The 19,814-nt window shown below is 71.9% G+C and carries 18 protein-coding genes and 1 pseudogene; 10 read left to right on the forward strand and 9 right to left on the reverse strand.

All coding sequences use genetic code 11. The features are described from left to right. Positions 1-220: 220 nt before the first annotated feature. From AMETH_RS30065 to AMETH_RS38300, 3 genes are all read right to left on the reverse strand, one after another. Positions 221-1,942, reverse strand: coding sequence for a serine/threonine-protein kinase (locus tag AMETH_RS30065; RefSeq protein WP_017984934.1), 1,722 nt, complete (start codon positions 1,940-1,942; stop codon positions 221-223). Positions 1,943-2,052: 110 nt separating this feature from the next. After that, a complete protein-coding gene (locus tag AMETH_RS30070; protein ID WP_156131738.1) occupies positions 2,053-2,403 on the reverse strand; it encodes a hypothetical protein in 351 nt (116 codons plus the stop codon). After that, a complete protein-coding gene (locus tag AMETH_RS38300; protein ID WP_156131739.1) occupies positions 2,381-2,560 on the reverse strand; it encodes a hypothetical protein in 180 nt (59 codons plus the stop codon). The genes AMETH_RS30070 and AMETH_RS38300 overlap by 23 nt, the downstream gene beginning before the upstream one ends. Before the next feature lie 143 nt (positions 2,561-2,703). Between AMETH_RS38300 and AMETH_RS39455 the strand changes: the two genes are divergently transcribed. The 4 genes from AMETH_RS39455 to AMETH_RS30090 all read left to right on the forward strand — a co-directional run bounded on the left by AMETH_RS39455 (position 2,704) and on the right by AMETH_RS30090 (position 9,714). Continuing rightward, positions 2,704-3,192, forward strand: a complete 489-nt coding sequence (locus AMETH_RS39455) for a hypothetical protein (RefSeq protein WP_017984936.1) — start codon at positions 2,704-2,706, stop codon at positions 3,190-3,192. Positions 3,193-3,328: 136 nt separating this feature from the next. Then, a complete protein-coding gene (locus tag AMETH_RS30080; protein ID WP_017984937.1) occupies positions 3,329-5,365 on the forward strand; it encodes an AI-2E family transporter in 2,037 nt (678 codons plus the stop codon). A gap of 661 nt (positions 5,366-6,026) precedes the next feature. Then, a complete protein-coding gene (locus tag AMETH_RS30085; RefSeq protein ID WP_026153499.1) occupies positions 6,027-7,904 on the forward strand; it encodes a propionyl-CoA synthetase in 1,878 nt (625 codons plus the stop codon). Between the two features lie 241 nt (positions 7,905-8,145). Then, positions 8,146-9,714: a beta-N-acetylhexosaminidase gene (locus AMETH_RS30090; RefSeq protein WP_017984939.1), complete on the forward strand. Its 1,569-nt coding sequence runs from the start codon at positions 8,146-8,148 to the stop codon at positions 9,712-9,714. A gap of 541 nt (positions 9,715-10,255) precedes the next feature. Here the strand turns inward: AMETH_RS30090 and AMETH_RS41000 are convergent. Next, a complete protein-coding gene (locus AMETH_RS41000) occupies positions 10,256-10,606 on the reverse strand; it encodes an SDR family NAD(P)-dependent oxidoreductase (RefSeq protein WP_017984940.1) in 351 nt (116 codons plus the stop codon). Positions 10,607-10,747: 141 nt separating this feature from the next. Between AMETH_RS41000 and AMETH_RS30100 the strand changes: the two genes are divergently transcribed. Both AMETH_RS30100 and AMETH_RS30105 read left to right on the forward strand, forming a co-directional pair. After that, positions 10,748-11,557 (forward strand): SGNH/GDSL hydrolase family protein, encoded by an 810-nt coding sequence (locus AMETH_RS30100; RefSeq protein ID WP_017984941.1) that lies wholly within the window; start codon positions 10,748-10,750, stop codon positions 11,555-11,557. Continuing rightward, entirely contained in the window at positions 11,530-12,087 is a 558-nt protein-coding gene (locus AMETH_RS30105) for a TetR/AcrR family transcriptional regulator (protein WP_017984942.1), read from the forward strand. Before AMETH_RS30100 ends, AMETH_RS30105 begins: the two co-directional genes overlap by 28 nt. Here the strand turns inward: AMETH_RS30105 and AMETH_RS30110 are convergent. Continuing rightward, positions 12,072-13,508, reverse strand: coding sequence for a pyridoxal-dependent decarboxylase (locus tag AMETH_RS30110; RefSeq protein WP_017984943.1), 1,437 nt, complete (start codon positions 13,506-13,508; stop codon positions 12,072-12,074). The genes AMETH_RS30105 and AMETH_RS30110 overlap by 16 nt on opposite strands. Positions 13,509-13,529: 21 nt before the next feature. Then, positions 13,530-15,329, reverse strand: coding sequence for a heavy metal translocating P-type ATPase (locus tag AMETH_RS30115; RefSeq protein WP_020486743.1), 1,800 nt, complete (start codon positions 15,327-15,329; stop codon positions 13,530-13,532). A gap of 71 nt (positions 15,330-15,400) precedes the next feature. Between AMETH_RS30115 and AMETH_RS30120 the strand changes: the two genes are divergently transcribed. The 4 genes and pseudogenes from AMETH_RS30120 to AMETH_RS42815 form a co-directional block, all read left to right on the forward strand. Beyond that, positions 15,401-15,757 (forward strand): ArsR/SmtB family transcription factor, encoded by a 357-nt coding sequence (locus tag AMETH_RS30120; protein WP_017984945.1) that lies wholly within the window; start codon positions 15,401-15,403, stop codon positions 15,755-15,757. 16 nt (positions 15,758-15,773) lie between these two features. Next, a complete protein-coding gene (locus AMETH_RS30125; protein WP_223842973.1) occupies positions 15,774-16,265 on the forward strand; it encodes a PH domain-containing protein in 492 nt (163 codons plus the stop codon). Next, positions 16,262-17,707 carry a PH domain-containing protein gene (locus AMETH_RS30130; RefSeq protein ID WP_017984947.1) on the forward strand — a complete coding sequence of 482 codons (1,446 nt, stop codon included), beginning with the start codon at positions 16,262-16,264 and terminating at the stop codon, positions 17,705-17,707. The genes AMETH_RS30125 and AMETH_RS30130 overlap by 4 nt, the downstream gene beginning before the upstream one ends. A gap of 237 nt (positions 17,708-17,944) precedes the next feature. Next, a pseudogene (locus AMETH_RS42815) lies at positions 17,945-18,190 on the forward strand (DUF2306 domain-containing protein); the annotation flags it as partial. Positions 18,191-18,429: 239 nt separating this feature from the next. Here the strand turns inward: AMETH_RS42815 and AMETH_RS30135 are convergent. The 3 genes from AMETH_RS30135 to AMETH_RS30140 are packed head-to-tail and all read right to left on the reverse strand — an operon-like array spanning position 18,430 to position 19,762. After that, positions 18,430-19,287 (reverse strand): alpha/beta fold hydrolase, encoded by an 858-nt coding sequence (locus AMETH_RS30135; RefSeq protein WP_267283459.1) that lies wholly within the window; start codon positions 19,285-19,287, stop codon positions 18,430-18,432. Between the two features lie 44 nt (positions 19,288-19,331). Further along, entirely contained in the window at positions 19,332-19,610 is a 279-nt protein-coding gene (locus AMETH_RS41005; RefSeq protein ID WP_223842974.1) for an epoxide hydrolase N-terminal domain-containing protein, read from the reverse strand. Beyond that, on the reverse strand, positions 19,607-19,762 hold the full coding sequence (locus tag AMETH_RS30140) for a hypothetical protein (protein WP_017984949.1): 156 nt from the start codon (positions 19,760-19,762) through the stop codon (positions 19,607-19,609). The genes AMETH_RS41005 and AMETH_RS30140 overlap by 4 nt, the downstream gene beginning before the upstream one ends. Positions 19,763-19,814 lie beyond the last annotated feature (52 nt).

Here is a 19,814-nt window from a genome sequence, read left to right on the forward strand (position 1 = left end):
CGGCGCCACTGGTCACAAGGCACCATCCGGTCCAAGTCCGTCCACCGACTCGAACCGGAACACCCCGCGCCACATACCCCGGATCAACACGGCAACACCGTCCGCATCGCACCACCGCGACGCGGCACGACCCGCCTCACCCGACCGTCCAGCCCCCAGGCACTCGTGCAAGACGACAAGCGCACCACCCGGTGCACCCATGCCCCACGCCACCGCGGCGTCAGCGCGGCGGCATCGCCCGCGTCGTGCCGCCGTGGCGTGGCACGATCCGCGTCACCGGCCCGTCCATCGACTTGCCCGACCGGGACAGGAAGCCCTCCACCTCACGCACCACCGTGTGCAGCGTCGGGCGGCGGCGGGGTTCGTTGTCGAGCGAGGCGATCAGCAGCCGGGCGTGCGCGGACCGCTGCGGCAGCTTCGACACGGGCTCGGCGCGGGCCGCCGCCATCAGGGCGGCCATCGGCGTCTCGCGGGTGCCGCGCGGCGGGTAGCCGGAGAGCGCGTAGCTCACCGTCGCCGCCAGCTGCCACGCGTCCGAGGCCGGGGACGCCGCGGCACCCGCGGCCTGCTCCGGGGCGACGAAGTCGGGCGTGCCGATCATCATCCCGGTCGCGGTCATCGTCGAGTCGCCGCGGCTGCGGGCGATGCCGAAGTCGATCAGGTGCGGCATGCCCTGCGGGTCCAGGATCACGTTCGACGGCTTCACGTCGCGGTGCAACACGCCCTTCTCGTGCGCCGCCGCCAGCGCGCCTGCCATCGTCGCCCACAGGCGGCCCGCCGCGACGTCGTCCAGCGGCCCCATCGTGTCCACCGCGGTGGCCAGCGACTGGCCCTCCAGGTACTCCATGACCAGGGCGAGCCCGTCCGGCTCCTCGACCAGGTCGTAGACCCGCACGCAGTTCGGGTGGTCGACCATCGCCAGCGCCCTCGCCTCGCGGCGCATGCGCTCCTCGGTGTCCCGGTCCGGCGCGTGGGCGATCTTCAGCGCGACCGTGCGGCCCAGCTGGTTGTCCACGGCCTGCCACACCGTACCGAACCCGCCGTGGCCGAGGCGCTTGATCCGCCGGTACCGGCCGCCGCCGTTGGCCGTCAACCCCGGCGGCACCGGGACCGGGCCGGGCGCCGCGGCCAGCTCCTGCGCGGCCGGCGCGACGGCCGTCGGCGCGTACTGCTTCGGCGGCTGCTGCTGAGGTGGCGGAGGCGGCGGCACCTGCGGCGGGGGCTCGCGCCGCGGCTCCGGGCGCGGCCGCTCCGGCTTGTTGATGACCGACCACGGCGGAGGCCCGACCAGGGCGATCGGGATGATCCCGAGCATCGCGATCGGGATGAACCCGAGCCACAGGAACACGCCCGCGTTGGCCGAGACGCCCACCGAGAACACCACGAACATCACGAACCCGACCCACAGCAGACGGCCAGGCCACTTCGGCCCGCGGCGCATCGCGGTGCGCGCCTGCAGGATCATGAACAGCAGCGCGAGCAGCGGCAGCCCGACGAGCGCGCCCAGGTAGTAGCCGTAGGCGAGGACGTTGCCGGAGGGGTAGAAGATCGTCTCGAAGATGTTCTGCCCGCCGCCGAGGTACTCGCTCTGGGTGCCGATGAACGAGCAGTACTCGCGGTTCAGCGTGGCCAGGTCGGCCTTCGACAGCGATGAGGTGCCCTCGGCCGCGGCCCGGTAGATGCCCGAGATGCCGTTGAACGCCATCCACGGCAGCCCGAACGAGAACACGAACGCGATGACGCCGATGGCCGAGATCGTGCCGGTGTCGTACCGGTTGCCGGTGAACTTCCGCATGAGCGCGACGAGAACCGCGCCGGCCACCGGGAACAAGGCGGTCAGCGCTCCCGCGGCCACCGTGGCCCACACCCAGTCACCGGGGCAGAACCCTGGGTTGAACAGGGCATGCGCGAGGGACAGCAGCCAGTCCGCGAACGCGTTCACCGCCCGGGTCCCTTCGTGGTCGGGGTCTTCTTCTGGTCTCCCACCCTATTCGCACCTTGGACGCGGCAGGGGCCGGGCGGGTTGTGGTCGCCCTGCGGAGTGAGACTTCCTCAGATGCCGGACCGCCAGATGACCGGCGCCAGCCGCTCCGCTTCGACGCGCCACCGCTCCCGCCGGAAGCGCAGGACCAGGAGCGACAGCAGGACGCTGCTGAGCACCGCACCGGCGACCACGACCGCGACGACGCCGGCCAGCCCGCCCAGCACGACCGCGACCAGGCCCAGCACCACCACCGCGGCGATGGCGAGCTGTCCTTGGGCGTGCCACACCCACCGGCGTCCCGCGTCGAGCTCGGCCAGCAGCGCCTGCGCACCGGTGGTGAGCCGGGCGTCGGGCACGGTCAGTTCGAGGATCCGGCGGGCCGCCCACGCGCGCAGCTCACGCTGGCGCGCCGACGTCACCACGAGCAACCCCTCTCCTGGTCACGCTGCGTGCAGACACCGTCAACACTTCGAGCGCGTGTGCGAGCCGCAGACGCAGGGCCGCATCCGCCGGAGCGGCCGCGAGCTGCTGCTCGAGCGCTTGAACAGCGGACATCGGGTCGGTCTGTTCGGTCACGTGAATCTCCCAAAAGGGGTAACCCGGTCGGGGCGCCCAATGCTACCCTCAGTGCTCGCTTCTGCACGAGCGGTTCGCGAGGGGACATCGATGCCGCCTCCTGGGGCCAGCCGAGTTCGGCGCGCCTGGCGCTGCTCGCGGGTGTGGCGAACCTCGTCGTGCTCGGCGCGGTCGGCACCGCGCTGCTGCTCGTTCGCGACAGCGGCGACGGCGGGACCACCCAGCTGGCGACGCCGAGTTCGGCCGCGACGACCACGAGCACGTCGAGCAGCCGCCGCACCTCGACGACGACCACCACGACCACGACGAGCAGTTCGGTGGTGCCGGGGAGCGAGGTGACCGGCCCGGCCGGGATCCGCACGGTCATCCCGGAGGGCTGGACCGTCACGCCGCCCCAGTCCGCGGGCAGCGTGCAGGCCACGGACCCGGCCGACAGCTCCCGCTACGTCCGCTACGGCGGCTCGGCCGTACCAAACGCTTCGATCCTGGACTCCCACCTCGATGCCGAAAGCGACTTCGCCGCCGCCCGGCCCGGCTACTCCCGCGTCGAGCTCGCCCAGACGCCCTCCGCGGGTACGAGGCGATCGTGTGGGAGTTCGAGTGGACGGCGCCGGAGGGCAGGCGGCACGTGAAGGCCGAGTACTGGCGCGCCTCCGGCACCGAGTACTTCGTGTACGCCTCGTCGAAGGCCGCCGACTGGCCCGAGATGGTCCCGATCCTCACCGCCATGACGGAGAACGCGATCCCGCCTGGACCGTCCCGCACGAGGTGCGGGCCCAGGACGACACGACGCGGTACCCGTGCGCCGCCGCGCACCTCGACTCCGGATACGCCGACCGGGCGATCCGCGAGTTCCTCACCGAGCCGACCCGGCCGCTGCCGCACTCGCCCGGGTTCGACCCGGCGCGCGTGCTGGTGGAGGCGATCGCGTCACGCGGCCGCCGCAAGCTGCGCGACGGCATCCCGGCGGTGCTGTTCGGCTTGTTCGTCTGGGCCTCGGGCCCGAGCGTGGTGCTGTTCACGTGGCTCGTGCTCGCGGTGGCGCTGGTGATCCCGTCGATCTGGCGCAGGACGTTCAACGTGGCGCTCAAGGCGGCGATCGTCGTGGTGCTCGGCGCCTTCGCGCTGGCCGGTCTGCTGATCTACTTGATCGGCGCGATCGATCCGCAGGCCACCGAGGACTTCACCGGCGGCTACTACGGGGACTACTACGGTCCGGCCGACGGCGACGAGGAGGTCTGGACCTACGTTTCGATCGCGCTGGTCGTGCTGATGCTCGCGGTCCTGGTGACCGACCGGCTGGTGGTGCGGTCGCTGCTCGTCGAGCGGTTCGGCTACCGCGCCCGCAACCGGCCGCCCGCCGACCCGTTCACCACCGAACGCCCGCTGCTCGGCCTGTGCCCGCCGCGGTTCGTGCGGCAGCTGCACCGCTACCGGGACGCCGAGCAGAGCCCGCAGGACGCGGTGCCGTTGTTCGTGCACCGCGGATACAACCCGTTCGTCGGCGCCCGGCTGCACCGCGAGTCCTGGTCGATGGCGTTGCCGCTGGACCGGCTGCCGGAGGACCACAAGCCGGACGGCACGCCGTTCGACGAGCTGACCACGCCGTTGCTGTACGAACGGGTCCGCGCGGCGATGGCTGTGCTGCAGGAGAGCGAGTCGCTGTCGCCGGACCGGCGGTTGCGTGAGCTGTCGATCCGGGAGGCGGTGTTCGCGTCGTCCGCGGAGCTGATCGACCACGTGCACCAGCCGGAGTCGGTTGTCTACCTGCGGGGCCTGGACCGGGCGCCGGAGCGGTACCTGCCGCCGGGCGAGGTCGCGGCGCTGCGCCGGCAGCCGCGGGAGTGGGCGCGCTACTACCTGTGTTTCCAGGTCGAGACGTGGGACCGGGACCTGGTGATGTCGAGCTACCTGCACGCGGCTGTCGACGCCAGCACCCTGTACCTGGAGTGGACGCCGTGTGTGCTGCCGCCGGTGCGGGACCGGTACCGCGCGGTGGACAAGCTGCCTGCCGGGGTGGCCGCCCCGATCGGGCAGGCGCTGCTGCGGTTGCTGCGGTTGCCGGTGACGATCTGGGGTCGCGCCAGGCACACGGTGCAGTGGATCCGGCCGCCGCGGCAGGACCACGGCCTGATCAACCCGGACGCGTACGGCTCGCTGCGGACGTTGCGCGAGATGGCGGCGGCCGACGATGTCGGCAGCTATTTCCAGCTGGTCGACGTGGAGCGCTACGAGAAGATCCTGCACAACAGGCTGATGCCCGCGATAAGCCGCGTCCTGCGCGACTGCGGCTATTCGCCGGCCGGCTTCGAGCGCCAGGCCGTGACCGTGATCCACAAGGAGATCACCATCCACGGCGACAACTACGCATCCATCAACACCGGCGCCAACACCGGTTCGATGGACGGCGCGAACGTCCACACGGCCACGGGGGATTTAGGACATGCCCGGCGTCAACATCAGCGGCGGCAACTTCGGCCCGATCAACACGGGAACGAACAACGGCTCGATGAGCGGCGCGAACATCAACCAGCAGCAGCCGCCGCTGGTCACACTGCTGGAGCAGCTGCGTGCCGAGACGGCCGCGCTGGAGGTCGCGGACCGGAAGGCGCTGGACCGGAACTTGACCGGCCTGCTGGAGGACGCGCGGAAGGCGCAGGATCCGGACACGGCCGAGGACGTGGAGCCCGAGGTGGTCCGCACTCGGTGGGAGAAGGTCAAGGGTCTGCTGTCCCAGGCGTCCGAGGTGAGCGGGACGGTGGCGCAGATCGGTGGGCATATTTCGGAACTCATCGGGCCTTCTGAGGGGTTTGGCGGGGTTCTGGGGCGCGGCCTTCCGAGGCGGGGGTGTCTGGGCGGGCCTTCTGAGGCCGGGCTTTTTGAAGCGGGGCGGCGCTGGCGCGGCGGGCGGCCCGTGGCGCTCGGGCACGCGGACCACTCGCCGCGGAGCGAGGCGACGCTCGCGCGCACACGTCTGGGTCCAGTTCTGGGTGCCTGGGCGTGCACGGGCGGTCGCGCACGCGGACCACTCGGCGCAGCGCAGGCAGGCGAGCGCGCGCACCTCTGGGTCGGTGCTGGGCGCCCGGGCGCGCAGGGGGCGCTCGGGCACGCGGATCACTCCGCGCAGTGCGGGCGGGCGCGCGGGCCTCTGGGCCGGGCTGGGCGCCTGGGCGCGCGCAGGGGGCGCTCGGGCACGTGGGGCGCTTGGGCGCGCGGACCTCTCGGTGCGGCGAGGGGCGGGCGGGCGCGCGGTGGGTCCGGCGCTGGGCGCCAGGGCGCGCGGGTAGCTAGGGTGCACGCAGGCCCTCTCGACGCAGCGCGGGGCGATCGAGCGCGCGGACCTCTCGGTGTGGCGTGGGGCGGTCAGGCGGCGCTGGCGCGCCGCGGTGGGCGGCGTGGGGCGGTCGGGGCGCTTGGATTGCGTCATGATGTGGGGCACGAGCTCGACGACGAGGAGGTCTGCCCCATGGGCCGTCACGTGGAGGAACACCAGCGCAGCCTTACCGATCCGGAAGGGTTCTGGCTCGCCGCGGCGAAAGCGATCGATTGGACCCATGAGCCGTCGCGGGCGTTGGACTCCTCGGGGGCTCCCCTGTTCCGCTGGTTCCCGGACGGGGAGCTCAACACCGCCTACAACGCCCTCGACCGGCACGTCGAACGCGGGCGTGGGGAGCAGCCCGCCCTGATCTGGGACTCTCCGGTCACCGGCAGCAAACGGACCTACACCTACACGCAACTGCGGGACGAGGTCGCCCTCTTCGCGGGGGCTTTGCGGTCCCTCGGCGTCGGCAAGGGCGACCGCGTCATCGTTTACCTGCCGATGGTTCCCGAGGCCGCCGTGGCGATGCTCGCGTGCGCGCGGATCGGCGCTGTGCACTCCGTGGTCTTCGGCGGCTTCGCGCCCAAGGAACTCGCCGCCCGCATCGAGGACGCCAAACCGAAGGTGATCGTCGCCGCGTCCTGCGGTATCGAACCGAACCGCGTGGTCGAGTACAAGCCGATCATCGACGAGGCCCTCGCCGCGACCGAGCACCAGCCGGACAAGGTCGTGGTGCTGCAACGCGACGCGGCGCATGCAACACTGGGCGACCGGGACGTCGACTGGCGGGAACTGGTCGCCGGGGCGAGCCCGGTCGACCCGGTGCCGGTCGCGGCGACCGACCCGCTCTACATCCTCTACACCTCCGGCACGACCGGGAAACCGAAGGGCGTCGTCCGCGACGCGGGCGGCCACGCCGTCGCCCTGGCGTACTCGATGCGCGCGGTCTACGACATCCAGCCCGGCGACATCTGGTGGACCGCATCCGACGTCGGCTGGGTGGTCGGCCACTCCTACATCGTGTACGCGCCACTGCTGATCGGCGCCACGACCGTGATGTACGAGGGCAAGCCGGTCGGCACCCCGGACGCCGGCGCGTTCTGGCGCGTCATCAGCGAGCACAAGGTGAAGGCCCTGTTCACCGCGCCGACCGCGCTGCGGGCGATCAAACGCGTCGACCCGGACGCCACCGAGCTCGCGAAGTACGACCTGTCGTCGTTCCGCACCCTGTTCATGGCCGGTGAGCGGCTCGACCCGGAGACCCTGAACTGGGCCGCCGACAAGCTGGGCGTGCCGGTGATCGACCACTGGTGGCAGACCGAGACCGGCTGGCCGATCGCGGCGAACCCGCGCGGACTGGAACCGATGCTGGTGAAGCCGGGCTCGGCGACCGTCCCCGTGCCCGGCTACGACGTGCGGATCCTCGACCAGGCCGGCAATCCGCTGCCCGCCGGGCAGGAAGGCGCCATCTGCATCAAGCTGCCGATGCCGCCGGGCACCCTGCCGACCTTGTGGGGCGACGACGAGCGCTACGTGGAGGCGTACCTGTCGCGCTACGAGGGCTACTACCTCACCGGCGACTCGGGCTACTTCGACGAGGACGGGTACCTGTTCGTCATGGGCCGCACCGACGACGTCATCAACGTGGCCGGGCACCGGTTGTCGACCGGGTCGATGGAGGCCGTGCTGGCGGCGCACCCCGCGGTCGCCGAATGCGCGGTGATCGGCGTGCACGACTCGCTCAAGGGCCAGCTGCCGCGCGGCCTGGTGGTGCTCAAGTCCGGTGTGGACATCGACGAGGCGACGCTGAAGGCCGAGCTGATCACCGCCGTCCGGCGGGACATCGGCCCGGTGGCCGCGTTCCGGCAAGTGTCTGTTGTGGACGCTCTGCCGAAGACGCGATCGGGCAAGATCCTCCGCAAGACCATGCGCGGACTCGCGGAAGGCCGGGACGAGCCGGTGCCGTCGACCATCGAAGATCCTTCGGTGCTCGACAAGCTGCGCGCGGTGCTGCGGGAGAGCTGACCGCGAAAAAGTCCACTTGAGACGAATGAGGACGTTCGGCAGGGCGTTGATGTTCATACCGACAAGCTAGACCCGATCACCGACAGAAATCACTGTCCGGCCGGGGAATCGCCACCCGAACGAGTCGAACGCGGCTGTTCACCCGGCCGGAGCAGTGGGCGGCAACCGGGGCATTGCGCGCGTCGGAACACTGGTCTATACCTTTAGGGGACCCGCTCCCGATTCCCGCGGAGAGTGACCCATGCGCAGACCCCTGGCCGGCCTGCTCGGCACCACCGCGCTCGCGCTGACCGCCCTCACCCAGCCCGCACTCGCCAGCGAACCCACCGCCGCGCCGAACACCCGCGCGCTGGCGGACGTGATCCCCGTTCCGGTGTCGGCGATCGCCGACCCCAAGGCCGGCTTCCGGCTGACCCCGGTCACCGCGATCGAGGCCGACCGCGGCGCCCGGCAGGTCGCCGACTACCTCGCCGGCCTGCTCCGCCCGTCGACCGGGTACCGCCTCCCGGTCGTCGAGCGCACCTCGGCGCCGTCCATCGCGCTCGAGCTCGGCCCGACCGCGCGGGTCGGCGACCAGGGCTACCAGCTCACGGTGACGAAGAAGGGCGTCACGCTGCGCGCGAACAGCGGCGACGGCCTGTTCGCCGGCGTGCAGACGCTGCGCCAGCTGCTGCCCGCGCAGGTCGAGTCACGGCAGGTGGCAAGCGGCCCGTGGAGCGTGCCGGGCGGGAAGATCGTGGACTACCCGCGCTTCGCCTACCGCGGCGCGATGCTCGACGTGGCACGGCACTTCTTCTCCGTCGACGAGGTGAAGCGCTACATCGACCAGATCGCGCAGTACAAGGTCAACCGGCTGCACCTGCACCTCGCGGACGACCAGGGCTGGCGGATCGAGATCAAGAGCTGGCCGCGCCTGGCGACGTACGGCGGTAGCACCGAGGTCGGCGGCGGCCCCGGCGGCTACTACACGCAGGAGCAGTACAAGGACCTGGTGGCCTACGCCGCGTCCCGGCACATCACGGTGATCCCGGAGATCGACATGCCGGGCCACACCAACGCCGCGCTCGCGTCGTACGCGGAGTTGAACTGTGACGGCGTCGCGCCGCCGCTGTACACCGGCATCGAGGTCGGGTTCAGCTCGCTGTGCGTGGACAAGGACATCACCTACGAGTTCCTCGACGACGTGATCGGCGAGCTGGCCGCCCTGACCCCGGGGCGGTACCTGCACATCGGCGGGGACGAGGCCCACGCCACGACCCCAGAGGACTACCAGAAGTTCATGGGCCAGGTGCTCCCGATCGTCGCCAAGCACGGCAAACTGGCGCAGGGCTGGCACGAGATCGCGAAGGCCGACCCGCCGGTGTCCGCGGTGCCGCAGTTCTGGGACACCGACGGCGTCGACGCCGACACGGCGGCGGCCGCCGCGGCGGGCAACAAGATCGTCGTTTCGCCTGCCAACAAGGCCTACCTCGACATGCAGTACAACGAGAACAGCCCGCTCGGCCTCCACTGGGCCGGATACGTGGAGGTCGCCGACTCCTACGACTGGGACCCGTCGACGGCGGTGCAGGGCGTCGGCGAGGCGTCCGTCGCGGGTGTCGAGGCGCCGTTGTGGTCGGAGACCCTGACCGACAGCGACGCCATCGAGTTCATGGCCTTCCCGCGGCTGCCAGGCATCGCGGAGATCGGGTGGTCGCCGAAGTCGACCCACGACTGGAACGACTTCCGCGAGCGGCTGGCGCAGCAGGCGCCGCGGTGGGAGATCCAGGGGATCGGCTTCTACCGCTCCCCGCAGGTCGACTGGCCGTAGCAGGCACGCGGGCCCGGCGCGTCCCCCTCGCCGGGCCCGCGGGGTCGGTCCGCGGCTTCCCGGAGGGCAGCCCACGTGTCCGCCAGGAGCGCCAGGTGCCTGAGCTTGCCCGGGTTGTCGACCGTGCGGATCGTCTGGACCAGGACACGTGGGCATTGATCCGGGCGAACAGCGGCATGAGCGTCGCGGGCACGCCGGCCACCGCACCGGCCCCGGTGAACCGCTCCGCCCACTGCGGCGCCTTGCCACCGGCGTCGCCGATCATCTGCACGTCGGCGGCCAGCGCGACACGTCGATCGCGGCCGCAGTTCATGGAACTCCTCGGCGCGATCCACCACGACCCGGTCTACCACGGCAGCGGCCCGTCCTCGGCGAAGAAGCCGGCCCTCGGGGCCGAGCGTGGAGAGCCGCACCACGACCCCGGCGCCCTGCGCGACGGTCAGGAACCCGGTGCGGTTGTTGCTGTCCGTGTCGACATAGCCGGGCACGACCGCGTTGACCAGGACACCGTCCTTGCGCAACTCGTTGGCTTACTGGACGGTCAGCGCGCACAGGCCGTCTTCGACGGGCCGTACGCCGCGGACGGCAGCAGCGCCGCGAAGGGTTCGTCCGGGTCGCTGGTCAGGGTCAGCGAGGCGGCGTGGTTGACCAGCACATCGAGCCGGCCGAAGCGGTCTTTGATCTGCCGCGCAGCCCGCCGCACCCCCGCCGCGACGGTGGCGTCCAAGGTGATCGCGTGCCCGCTGATCGCCGCGGCCGCTTCCCTCCGCGCGCCGCGGGTCCGGCCGCCGACGAGGACGGTCATGCCTAGCTCGGCGAGCTGTTCGGCCACGCCGCGCCCGCTCCCCTTCTTCGCTCCGGTGACCAGCGCGACCTTCTGCGGTTCGCCCATCATCAGCTCCTCGCTGCGGGTGTGTGCTCGGCACCCGAGACGAAACAGCCGCTCCCCTGTGACATCCGGTCGAGTAGACAGCGTCTACAGATCTTGGTACACAGGTGACCACCAGGTGAACGCCGAATGTCGGAGAGCTGAATGGGCTATCAGAGGTTCGTCGCCCTCGGCGACAGTTGCGCGGAAGGCCTGCACGACCCGTACCCGGGCACCGACGTCTACCGGGGCTGGGCCGACCTGGCCGCGGCCACGCTCGCCCAGCACGAGCCCGCCTTCCGGTACGCCAACCTGGCCGTCCGCGGCCGCCGCCTCGACCAGATCATCGTCGAGCAGATCCCCGCGGCTCTGGACCTCAAGCCAGACCTCGTCGCGCTCTTCGGCGGCGCGAACGACGTCATGACCCGCACCTACCGCGCCGAGGTCGTCGCGAAGCGGGTGGACGCGGCGATCCGGATGCTCACCCGGGCCGCGCCCACCGTCGTCGTCTTCACGCTCAGCGACGTCTCCGGGCGCGTGCCGGGCCTGCTGCGCATCCGCCACCGCCTGGAAGCCCTCAACGACGCGATCCACGCGTCCGCGGCGAAGCACGGCGCCGAAGTGGTCGACCTGTGGGGTGAGGAAGCCGTGCACGACCTGCGCTACTTCGGCCCGGACCGGCTGCACCTGTCCGAGTACGGCCACCGCAGGCTGGCCGCGCACCTGCTCACGACCCTCGGCGTCGACTACGACCCGGCGTGGCTGGAGCCGCTACCCGGCGACCCGGTACGCCCCGGCCTGCGCGCGCACGCCCGCTGGGTGTGGCGCGAGGTCCTGCCGGTGGTGGTCACCCGCACCCGCAACTGGTTCACCGGCCGGTCGCCCGGCGACGGTTTCGCGCCGAAGCGCCCCGATCTGCTCCCCGTCATCGCCGACGAGCTGGCGTCGTGGAAAACGATCCCCGGCAGCGCCTGATCGACAACGGCGTCGCCGTCCTGACCAGCGAGGGCGTCGAGGCCGTCACCCTGCGGCGGATCGCGCGCGAGGCGGGCGTCTCGCACGGCGCGCCACTGCGGCACTTCGCCGGGCGCGCCGAGCTGCTCGCCGCGGTCGCCGCGACCGGGTTCGGGGAGCTGCACGAGCGCGCGGCCGCCCTGCCGGAGGGCAACCCGCAGCAACGGCTGCTGACCGCGTGCCGCCACTACCTCGACTTCGCGCTGGCGAACCCGGCCATGTTCGAGCTGATGTTCCGGCCGGACCTGATCGACGTGCGGGAACCCGAGCTGGCCCGGCTGTCCGGCGCGGTGTTCGAGCAGTTCCTGGACCTGGTGACCCGCGCGCAAGCGGTCGGCTGGCGGCGGGGCACCGCTTCGCGTCCGCTCGCCGCGTCGCTGTGGGCGTCGCTGCACGGGCTAGCCGCGCTGTGGCTGCGTGGCGGGCTCGCCGAGTCCTCCGACGTCGAGCAGACGCTGGCCGTCACGCTCAACACCTACCTGCGCTCCTGACACGCGGCGGCGATCCGCCGGTATGCGGCCTCCACGTGCTCGGCCCGCGTGGCCGGTGAGCCCACCGCGAGGCGCAGCAGCACGTGCCCGTTCGCCTTGGTGTGGCTCAGGAACAGCTCGCCCGACGCGTTGAGCCGTTCCATCACGGCGAGGGTTTCCGCGTTCGGGTCGGGAACGGACGACGGCCACCGGGGCCGGAAGCACACCAGCCCGAACGGGTGCCCCGGGTGCAGCTCGAACCCGTCGTCGGCGTCGATCAGCCGGGCGAACCGCGCGGCCAGCTCGACGCAGGTCCGGATGTGCGCGCGCAACCCCTCCGCGCCGTACCAGCGGATCACCGACCACAGCTTCAGCGCCCGGAACCGCCGCCCGAGCGGGACCTGCCAGTCCCGGTAGTCGATCACCTCGCCGGACTCCGTCGCCGTGTTGCGCAGGTACTCCGGCAGGATCGACAACGCGTCGATCATCGGCCGCCGGTCCCGCACCCACAGCACGCCGCAGTCGAAGTTGGTGAGCAGCCACTTGTGCGGGTTCGTCGCGTACGAGTCCGCGTACTCGGCCACTCCGTCGTTGATCCACCGCAGCTCCGGGCACACCGCGGCCGATCCGGCGTAGGCCGCGTCCACGTGCAACCACACGCCGGCCTCGCGGCACAACGCCCCGATCTCCGCGACCGGGTCGATCGCCGTGGTGGACGTCGTCCCGATCGTCGCGCAGACCAGCGCCGGCACCGCGCCCGCGGCGACATCCCCGGCGATCATGCGCCGCAGCTCGCCGACGTCCATCGCAAACGTCACCGGATCCACCGGCACCGCCCGGACGTTCCCCCCACCGAGACCGGCGATGCGCCCGGCCCGCTGCAGCGACGAGTGCGTCTCGGTGGAGACGTACATCCGGTAGGTGTCCGCCACGCCGTGGTCGCGGATCTTTCCGCCGCTCGCGCGGTGCAGCGCGGCGAGCAACGCCACCAGCGCCGCGCTCGACGCCGAGTCCTGGATGACCCCGCCGCCCGTGCCGTCGGTGCGGAACTCCGCGGGCAACCCGAGCAGCTCGGCGAGCCAGTCGACCACGACGGTCTCCAGCTCGGTGCAGGCCGGGCTCGTCGCCCACACCATCCCCTGCACGCCGAGGCCGCTGGACAGCAGGTCGCCGAGGATCGCCGGGCCGGACGCGTTGGCCGGGAAATAGGCGAAGAAGTCCGGGTGCTGCCAGTGCGTGATGCCCGGCATGATCACGCGGTCCAGATCGCCGAGGAGGTCCTCGACCGGCTCACCCCGCTCCGGCGGGTGCGCCGGCAGCCGGTCGCGCACCTCGCCCGGCGCGACCGGCGAGCGCACCGGCCGGTCCTCGATCGTGCTCAGGTAGCCGGCCACCCAGTCGACAACCTGCTTGCCGTAGCGCCGGAACTCCTCCGGCGTCATGTGCCCCGTCATGTCCCCGAGTCAACCGCGCCACGCCTTCTCGCGCAGCAACCGCAGGCCGTTGAGCGCCACCAGCACCGTCGAGCCCTCGTGACCCGCGACGCCGAGCGGCAGCGGCAGCTCGCCGAACAGGTCCCAGAGCACCAGCCCGACGATGAACACACCCGCGATCGCGAGGTTGGCCAGCACGAGCCGCCGCGCGCGGCGGGCCAGTGCGACGACCGCGGGGATCGCCGTCAGCTCGTCCCGCACGACGACCGCGTCGGCGGTCTCCAGCGCCAGGTCCGACCCGGCCCGGCCCATCGCGACGCCGGTGTCGGCCGCGGCCAGGGCGGGCGCGTCGTTGACACCATCGCCGACCAGCAGGACCCGCTCGCCGAGCTCCCGGACGGCGGCGACCTTGTCCTGCGGGAGCAGACCGGCCCGCACGTCGGTGATGCCGACCTCGTCCGCCACCCGCGCCGCCGCCCGCGAGTTGTCCCCGGTCAGCAGTACGGGGGAAGCCCAGATCAGGGCGGTCACCGCGGCACGCGCGTCCGGGCGAACGCGGTCGGCGAGCCCGAGCACACCGGCCGGTTCGCCGTCCACCCGGACCAGCACCGCGGTCCGGCCGTCCGCCTCGACCTCGCGCACCACCTCGCCGTCGTCCCGGCCGACGAACACCTGCCGCCCGTCGACCACCGCGTGCACGCCCCGGCCGGGCTCGGCGCGGAAGTCCCGCGCCCGCGGCACCCGGTCGGCGGCCGCGACGATCGCCCACCCCAGCGGGTGCTCACTCGCCTGCTCCGCACCGGCCGCGAGGCGCAAAACGTCCTTTTCGGACATTCCGAGTGGGCGGACCTCGACCACGCGTGGCGACCCCTCGGTCAGCGTGCCGGTCTTGTCGAACGCGACACGCTCCGTCGCGCCGAGCCGTTCGAGCACCACGGCCGACTTGACCAGCACCCCGTGCCGCCCGGCGTTGGCTATGGCGGACAGCAGCGGCGGCATGGTCGCGAGCACCACCGCGCACGGCGAGGCGACGATCATGAACGTCATGGCGCGCAGCAGCGTCTCCTGCAGCTCGGCACCGAAAACCAGCGGCACCAGGAACAACGCCAGCGTCGCCACCACGACCCCGACCGAGTACCGCTGCTCGATCTTCTCGATGAACAGCTGGGTCTTCGCCTTGGTCGCCGACGCCTCCTCGACCATCGCGACGATCCGCGCCAGCACCGTGTCCGACGAATCGCGCGTGACCCGGACCCGCAGCACGCCGGTTCCGTTCAGCGTGCCCGCGAACACCTCGTCGCCGACGGCCTTCGGCACCGGCATCGACTCGCCGGTGATCGACGACTGGTCCACCTCGCTCGCGCCGTCCACCACGACGCCGTCCCCGCCGATGCGCTCCCCCGGCCGGACCACGAACTCGTCGCCGACCTCGTAGGTGTCGGCCTCGCCGGTCAGGTCGAGGAGGCTGCGCACCGAATCCGCGGTGCGTTGCGTGGCGACCGCCTCCAGCGCGCCGGAGGTCGCGAAGATGACGATCAGCAGGCCGCCGTCGAGAACCTGCCCGATCGCCGCGGCGCCGACGGCGGCCACGACCATCAGCAGGTCCACGTCCAGCGTCCGCTCCCGCAGCGCCCGCAGCCCCGCCAGCAGCGGCTCCCATCCGCCGGCGACGTAACAGCCCAGGTAGAGGGTCCAGTACAGCCAGGCGGGGCCGCCGCTTAAGTCGGCCGCGAGCCCGGCCAGGAACAACACCAGCGCGGCCAGCGCCCACCGGACCTCGGGCAGCAGCAGCCGGCGCGCGGGACGGACCGCGGCCGCTCTGTCGATCACTTGAACCACGTGCCGGAGCATACCCGAACACATGAAGACGTCTACATGTGTTCTTCGACTAGAATCGTCTCGTGGGTCACGGAGTCGACAGCAAGGACAGGCGGGCGGCGTCGCTGGACGCGCAGAGCGCGGCGACCGTCGCCGCGACCCTGCAGGCTCTGGCCACCCCCAGCCGCCTGCTGATGCTCTCCCGGCTGCGGCAGGGGCCGTGCGCGGTCGGCGAGCTGGCCGAGGCGGTCGGCATGGAACAGTCCGCGGTCAGCCACCAGCTCCGGCTGCTGCGCAACCTCGGCCTGGTCACCGGGCAGCGCACGGGCCGCAGCATCGTCTACAGCCTCTACGACAACCACGTCGCCCAGCTGCTCGACGAAGCCGTGTACCACATCGAGCACCTCCGGCTCGGGGTTCCGGACAGCACTACGGCCTGACTGGCAAAGTGGTGGCGTGACGAATTCCGTGGTGGATCTGCGGCCGCCCGCGAACCTGGTCAGCCGCAAAGCCGTGCTGTTCTGGGCCACGCGCGCGGCGATCGGCTGGGTCGTCGTGCTCGCCGGCGAGGGCGTGTGGCTGGGGCTGACCGGCTGGTCCCCGCTGGTCGTCGCGCTCGTCGTGACCGCGGTGGTCGCGATAGCGCACCTCGCCGTCATGCCGCAGTGGCGCTTCCGCGTGCACCGCTGGGAGACCACACCCCAGGTCGTCTACACGCAGTCCGGCTGGATCAACCAGGAGCGCCGCATCGCGCCGGTGTCCCGGATCCAGACCGTCGACACCGAACGCGGTCCGCTGGAGCGGTTGTTCGGGCTGGCGAACCTGACCGTCACCACGGCGTCGGCGCGCGGACCGGTCCAGATCCACGGCCTCGACATCGAGGTGGCGCAGCGCCTCACCCAGGAGCTCGCGACGCAGACGCAAGCCACGCCAGGGGACGCGACGTGAGCGAGGACTGGCAGCGGCTCAGTGCGCGCATGCTCGCGGTCCACCCGGTGCAGGAGGTCGTGCGGCTGCTGCCGGTGCTGATCGGCGTCCTGTTCATCGGCCGCGGCGGCCAGGGGCAGATCTGGAGCCTCGTCGGACTCGGGCTCGCGATCGGGGCCGGGCTGCTGCGCTGGTTCACCACGACCTACCAGATCACCGCCGAGCACGTGCGCGTGCGGCGCGGCCTGGTCAGCCGCAAGGAGCTGTCCGTGCCGCGCGACCGGATCCGCACGGTCGACCTGACTTCCCGTCCGCTGCAACGGCTCCTCGGGCTGAGCCGGGTCGTGATCGGCACCGGCCGCGGCGACTGGCAGGGCGCGACGGGCGTCACGCTGGACTCGCTGGCGACGGCAGATGCCGCGCGGTTGCGTGAAGAGCTGCTGCACCGCCGCACCGAGCAGACCGAGGGCCTGGTGGACGTGCTGGCCGAGCTGCGGCCGGCGTGGGTGCGGTTCGGGCCGTTCACGCTGTCCGGCATCGCCGCGATCGGTGTGGTCGTCGGGTCGCTGGCCAACCTGTTCAACGAGGTGCGCATCGACGAGGACGACTTCGGGACGCTGCAGTCGCTCGTCGGCCGGATCGCCTCGACGCCGGTGTGGGTCATCGTGATCGTGCTGCTGGTGCTGACCGTCGTGCTGGTGTCGGTGCTGTCGGTGATCGCGTACGTGCTGGCGTTCTGGAACTTCCGGCTCGCCCGGGGCGAAGGCACGCTGCGCGTGACACGCGGTCTGCTGACCACCCGCCAGACCACGATCGAACTGCGCCGCCTGCGCGGAGCCGAGATCAGCGAACCGCTGCTGCTGCGCGCTGCCCGCGGGGCGCGCTGCTCGGCGATCACCACCGGGTTGCGTGGCGAGCACAGCGGTTCCGTGCTGCTGCCGCCCGCCCCGCGCGCGGTGGCGCACCGCGTGGCCGGCGACGTCCTGGAGGATCCGGCGGTCGCCACGGCCGAACTGGTCCAGCACGGCCCGCGCGCCCACCTGCGACGGCACACGCGGGCGTTCCTGTTCGCGGCGGCCGTGACCGGGCTGTGCGCGCTGCTGTGGTGGTTCGCGGACTGGCCTGCCTGGCTGTGGCAGGTCGCGCTGGCGCTGTTCCCGGTCGGCGCGTTGCTGGCCGAGGACCGCTACCGCAACCTGGGGCACGCGCTGATCGGCGGCAACCTGGTGTTCCGGCAGGGCAGCCTGGTGCGGCGGCGGCAGGTGCTCGCGACCGAGGGCGTGATCGGCTGGGTGTTCCACCGGTCGTTCTTCCAGCGTCGGGCGGGCCTGATCTCGCTGACGGCGACCACGGCGGCCGGCCGTCAGCACTACACCGGCGTCGACGTTCCGGCCGCGGAAGCCATCGCGCTCGCCGACGCCGCGGAACCCGGTCTGCTGGAGCCGTTCCTGGTCCGGCGGTAGGGACAACCCGACCGGTGATCGGCCGATGGGCCGCAGTGATCTCGTTGCCGCGTGGGCGAAAACTCGTGGCATGACTGCTTCGACGCGGATCCGCCCGCCGCTCGTCGGACTCGGGCTCGGGCTCGGGCTCGTCACTGTGCCTTCCTCGCCTACGCGCTGCCGCCCTACCTCGGGCTCGACCCGGCGCGGCCCCGCGTGCCGAGCCGGTCCGACACGTGGTTCCACTACCCGCTGCTGGTGACGCACATCTTCCTGGGCACGGCGGTGTTGGTGACCGCCGTGCTGCAACTGTGGCCGTGGCTGCGGCACAGGCACCCCGAGGTGCACCGGTGGAGCGGCCGGATCTATGTCTTCGCGGCCATCCCGGCCGGCCTCGTGGCGCTCGTCGTGGCGCCGCTGGGAGCGGCCGGGCTGAACCAGCGCGCGGCGAACACGATGCTGGCCCTGCTGTGGCTGGGCACGACGGTGACAGGTTACGTGATGGCCCGGCCGGCGCCGGTACGCGCAGCACCGCGAGTGGATGGTGCGCAGCTTCGCGCTGTGCTTCTCGATCGTGGTGAACCGCCTGTGGACGACGGTGTGCGTGGCCGACCCGTCCGACGTGGTGGCTCTCCAGCAGGCGATCGGCGTCGGCACCTGAATGAGCTGGCTGGTGAACCTGCTGGTCGCGGAGTGGTGGCTGCAGCACACGCGGCACCGCCGCAAGACCCGCCGCGCGACGCTCAGCTCTCCCGTGCCAGCCGGAACGTGAGGCGCAGGTCCGCGACCCACTCCGCCGGGATCTCCCACGGGATGGAGTGCCCGCCGCGCTCGTGCGCGCGCACGTTGACCAGGTTGTACCAACCGCCCCGCTCGCTCGCCACGAAGTACCGCACCCGCTCGCCGGGCGTCGACACGCCCGGCGGGTTCTCGTGGTTCACGAGGGTGAGCCCGGTCGGCGCCTCCACCACCGGCTGCCGGTCGTGCGACGGCGTCCACGGGTAGCGGTTGTTGTTGGCGTACGTGCGGATCGACGTGCCGATCGTGTTCGTCACCCAGTAGATCGTCGCGTGGGTGAGCAGGTCGTCCTTGCGGTACGCGGTCTCCGGCGAGCTCCACTTGAGCCACCGCTGCAGGATCCACGCAAGCATCCCGGCAGGCGAGTCCGTCAGTCCGAACGACAGCGTGCTCGGCTCCAGCACGTGCGCGGTGAGGTGCACCGCGAACCGCCGCTCCAGCTCCAGCACCCGCGCGTGCGCGTCGGCGGGCAGCCCGGGCGGGATCGGCTGCCCGCCGGTGACGTCCCACGCGCGCTCGCCGTTGAACATGCTCAGCTTCTGCCCGGATCCGATGTGGATGCCGTAGAGCGAATCCGCGTGCTTGTGCCCGAGTTGCCCGGCGATCAGCGCGCCCACGTCGCACCCGCCGACGGCGTACTTGCCGAAACCGAGCACCCCGGTCATCAGCTCGTGGAAGATGTCGGCCATCTTCCAGTAGTTCAGGTCCGCGCGCGGCAGCGGCGACGAGAACCCGAAGCCGGGCAGGGACGGCACGATCACGTCGAACGACTCCCCGTCGGGTTCGGCGAGCGCGTCGACCACCTTCGACCAGTGCCAGAACGTCCACGGCCAGCCGTGCGGCAGGATCAGCGGGTCGGGGCCGGGCCGGTTCCCGGCTTGCGCATGAAGTGCACGGGCACGCCGCCGACCTCGACGCGGTAGTGGTCGTAGGCATTCATCGCCGCCTCGGCCGCCCGCCAGTCGTAACCGGACCGCCAGTGCTCGACGAGTTCCTGGAGCAGCGCGCGGTTCACGCCGTAGGCGGAGTCCTCGTTGCCGAGGTCGTCCGGCCATCGGGTCAGCTCCAGCCGCCGCCGGAGATCGTCGACCACCTCGTCGGGCACGTGGATGGGCGTCGGTTTCACTGTTCCCCCAGTTCCACGAGGTGCAGGAGGGCGGGCAGGGCAGCGGCGATCGCGGCCCGCTCCGCACGCGGCAGCTGACCGGCGAGCCGCTCCAGGTGCCTGATCCGCTCGGCCCGCCGCCCCTCGACGATCGCCGCGCCGTCGGCCCTCACCCGCGGCGTGCGGTGGGAGTCGCCAGTTCGTTCAAGCCGGATCGGTCCGACA

The sequence above is a fragment of the Amycolatopsis methanolica 239 genome, from assembly GCF_000739085.1.
GTDB lineage: Bacteria > Actinomycetota > Actinomycetes > Mycobacteriales > Pseudonocardiaceae > Amycolatopsis_E > Amycolatopsis_E methanolica.

Coding starts and splice junctions, on each gene's coding strand:
- AMETH_RS30090 (WP_017984939.1), top strand. CDS start 8,146: ATGCGCAGACCCCTGGCCGGCCTGCTCGGCACCACCGCGCTCGCGCTG.
- AMETH_RS30100 (WP_017984941.1), top strand. CDS start 10,748: ATGGGCTATCAGAGGTTCGTCGCCCTCGGCGACAGTTGCGCGGAAGGC.
- AMETH_RS30085 (WP_026153499.1), top strand. CDS start 6,027: ATGGGCCGTCACGTGGAGGAACACCAGCGCAGCCTTACCGATCCGGAA.
- AMETH_RS30110 (WP_017984943.1), bottom strand. CDS start 13,508: ATGACGCCGGAGGAGTTCCGGCGCTACGGCAAGCAGGTTGTCGACTGG.
- AMETH_RS41000 (WP_017984940.1), bottom strand. CDS start 10,606: ATGGGCGAACCGCAGAAGGTCGCGCTGGTCACCGGAGCGAAGAAGGGG.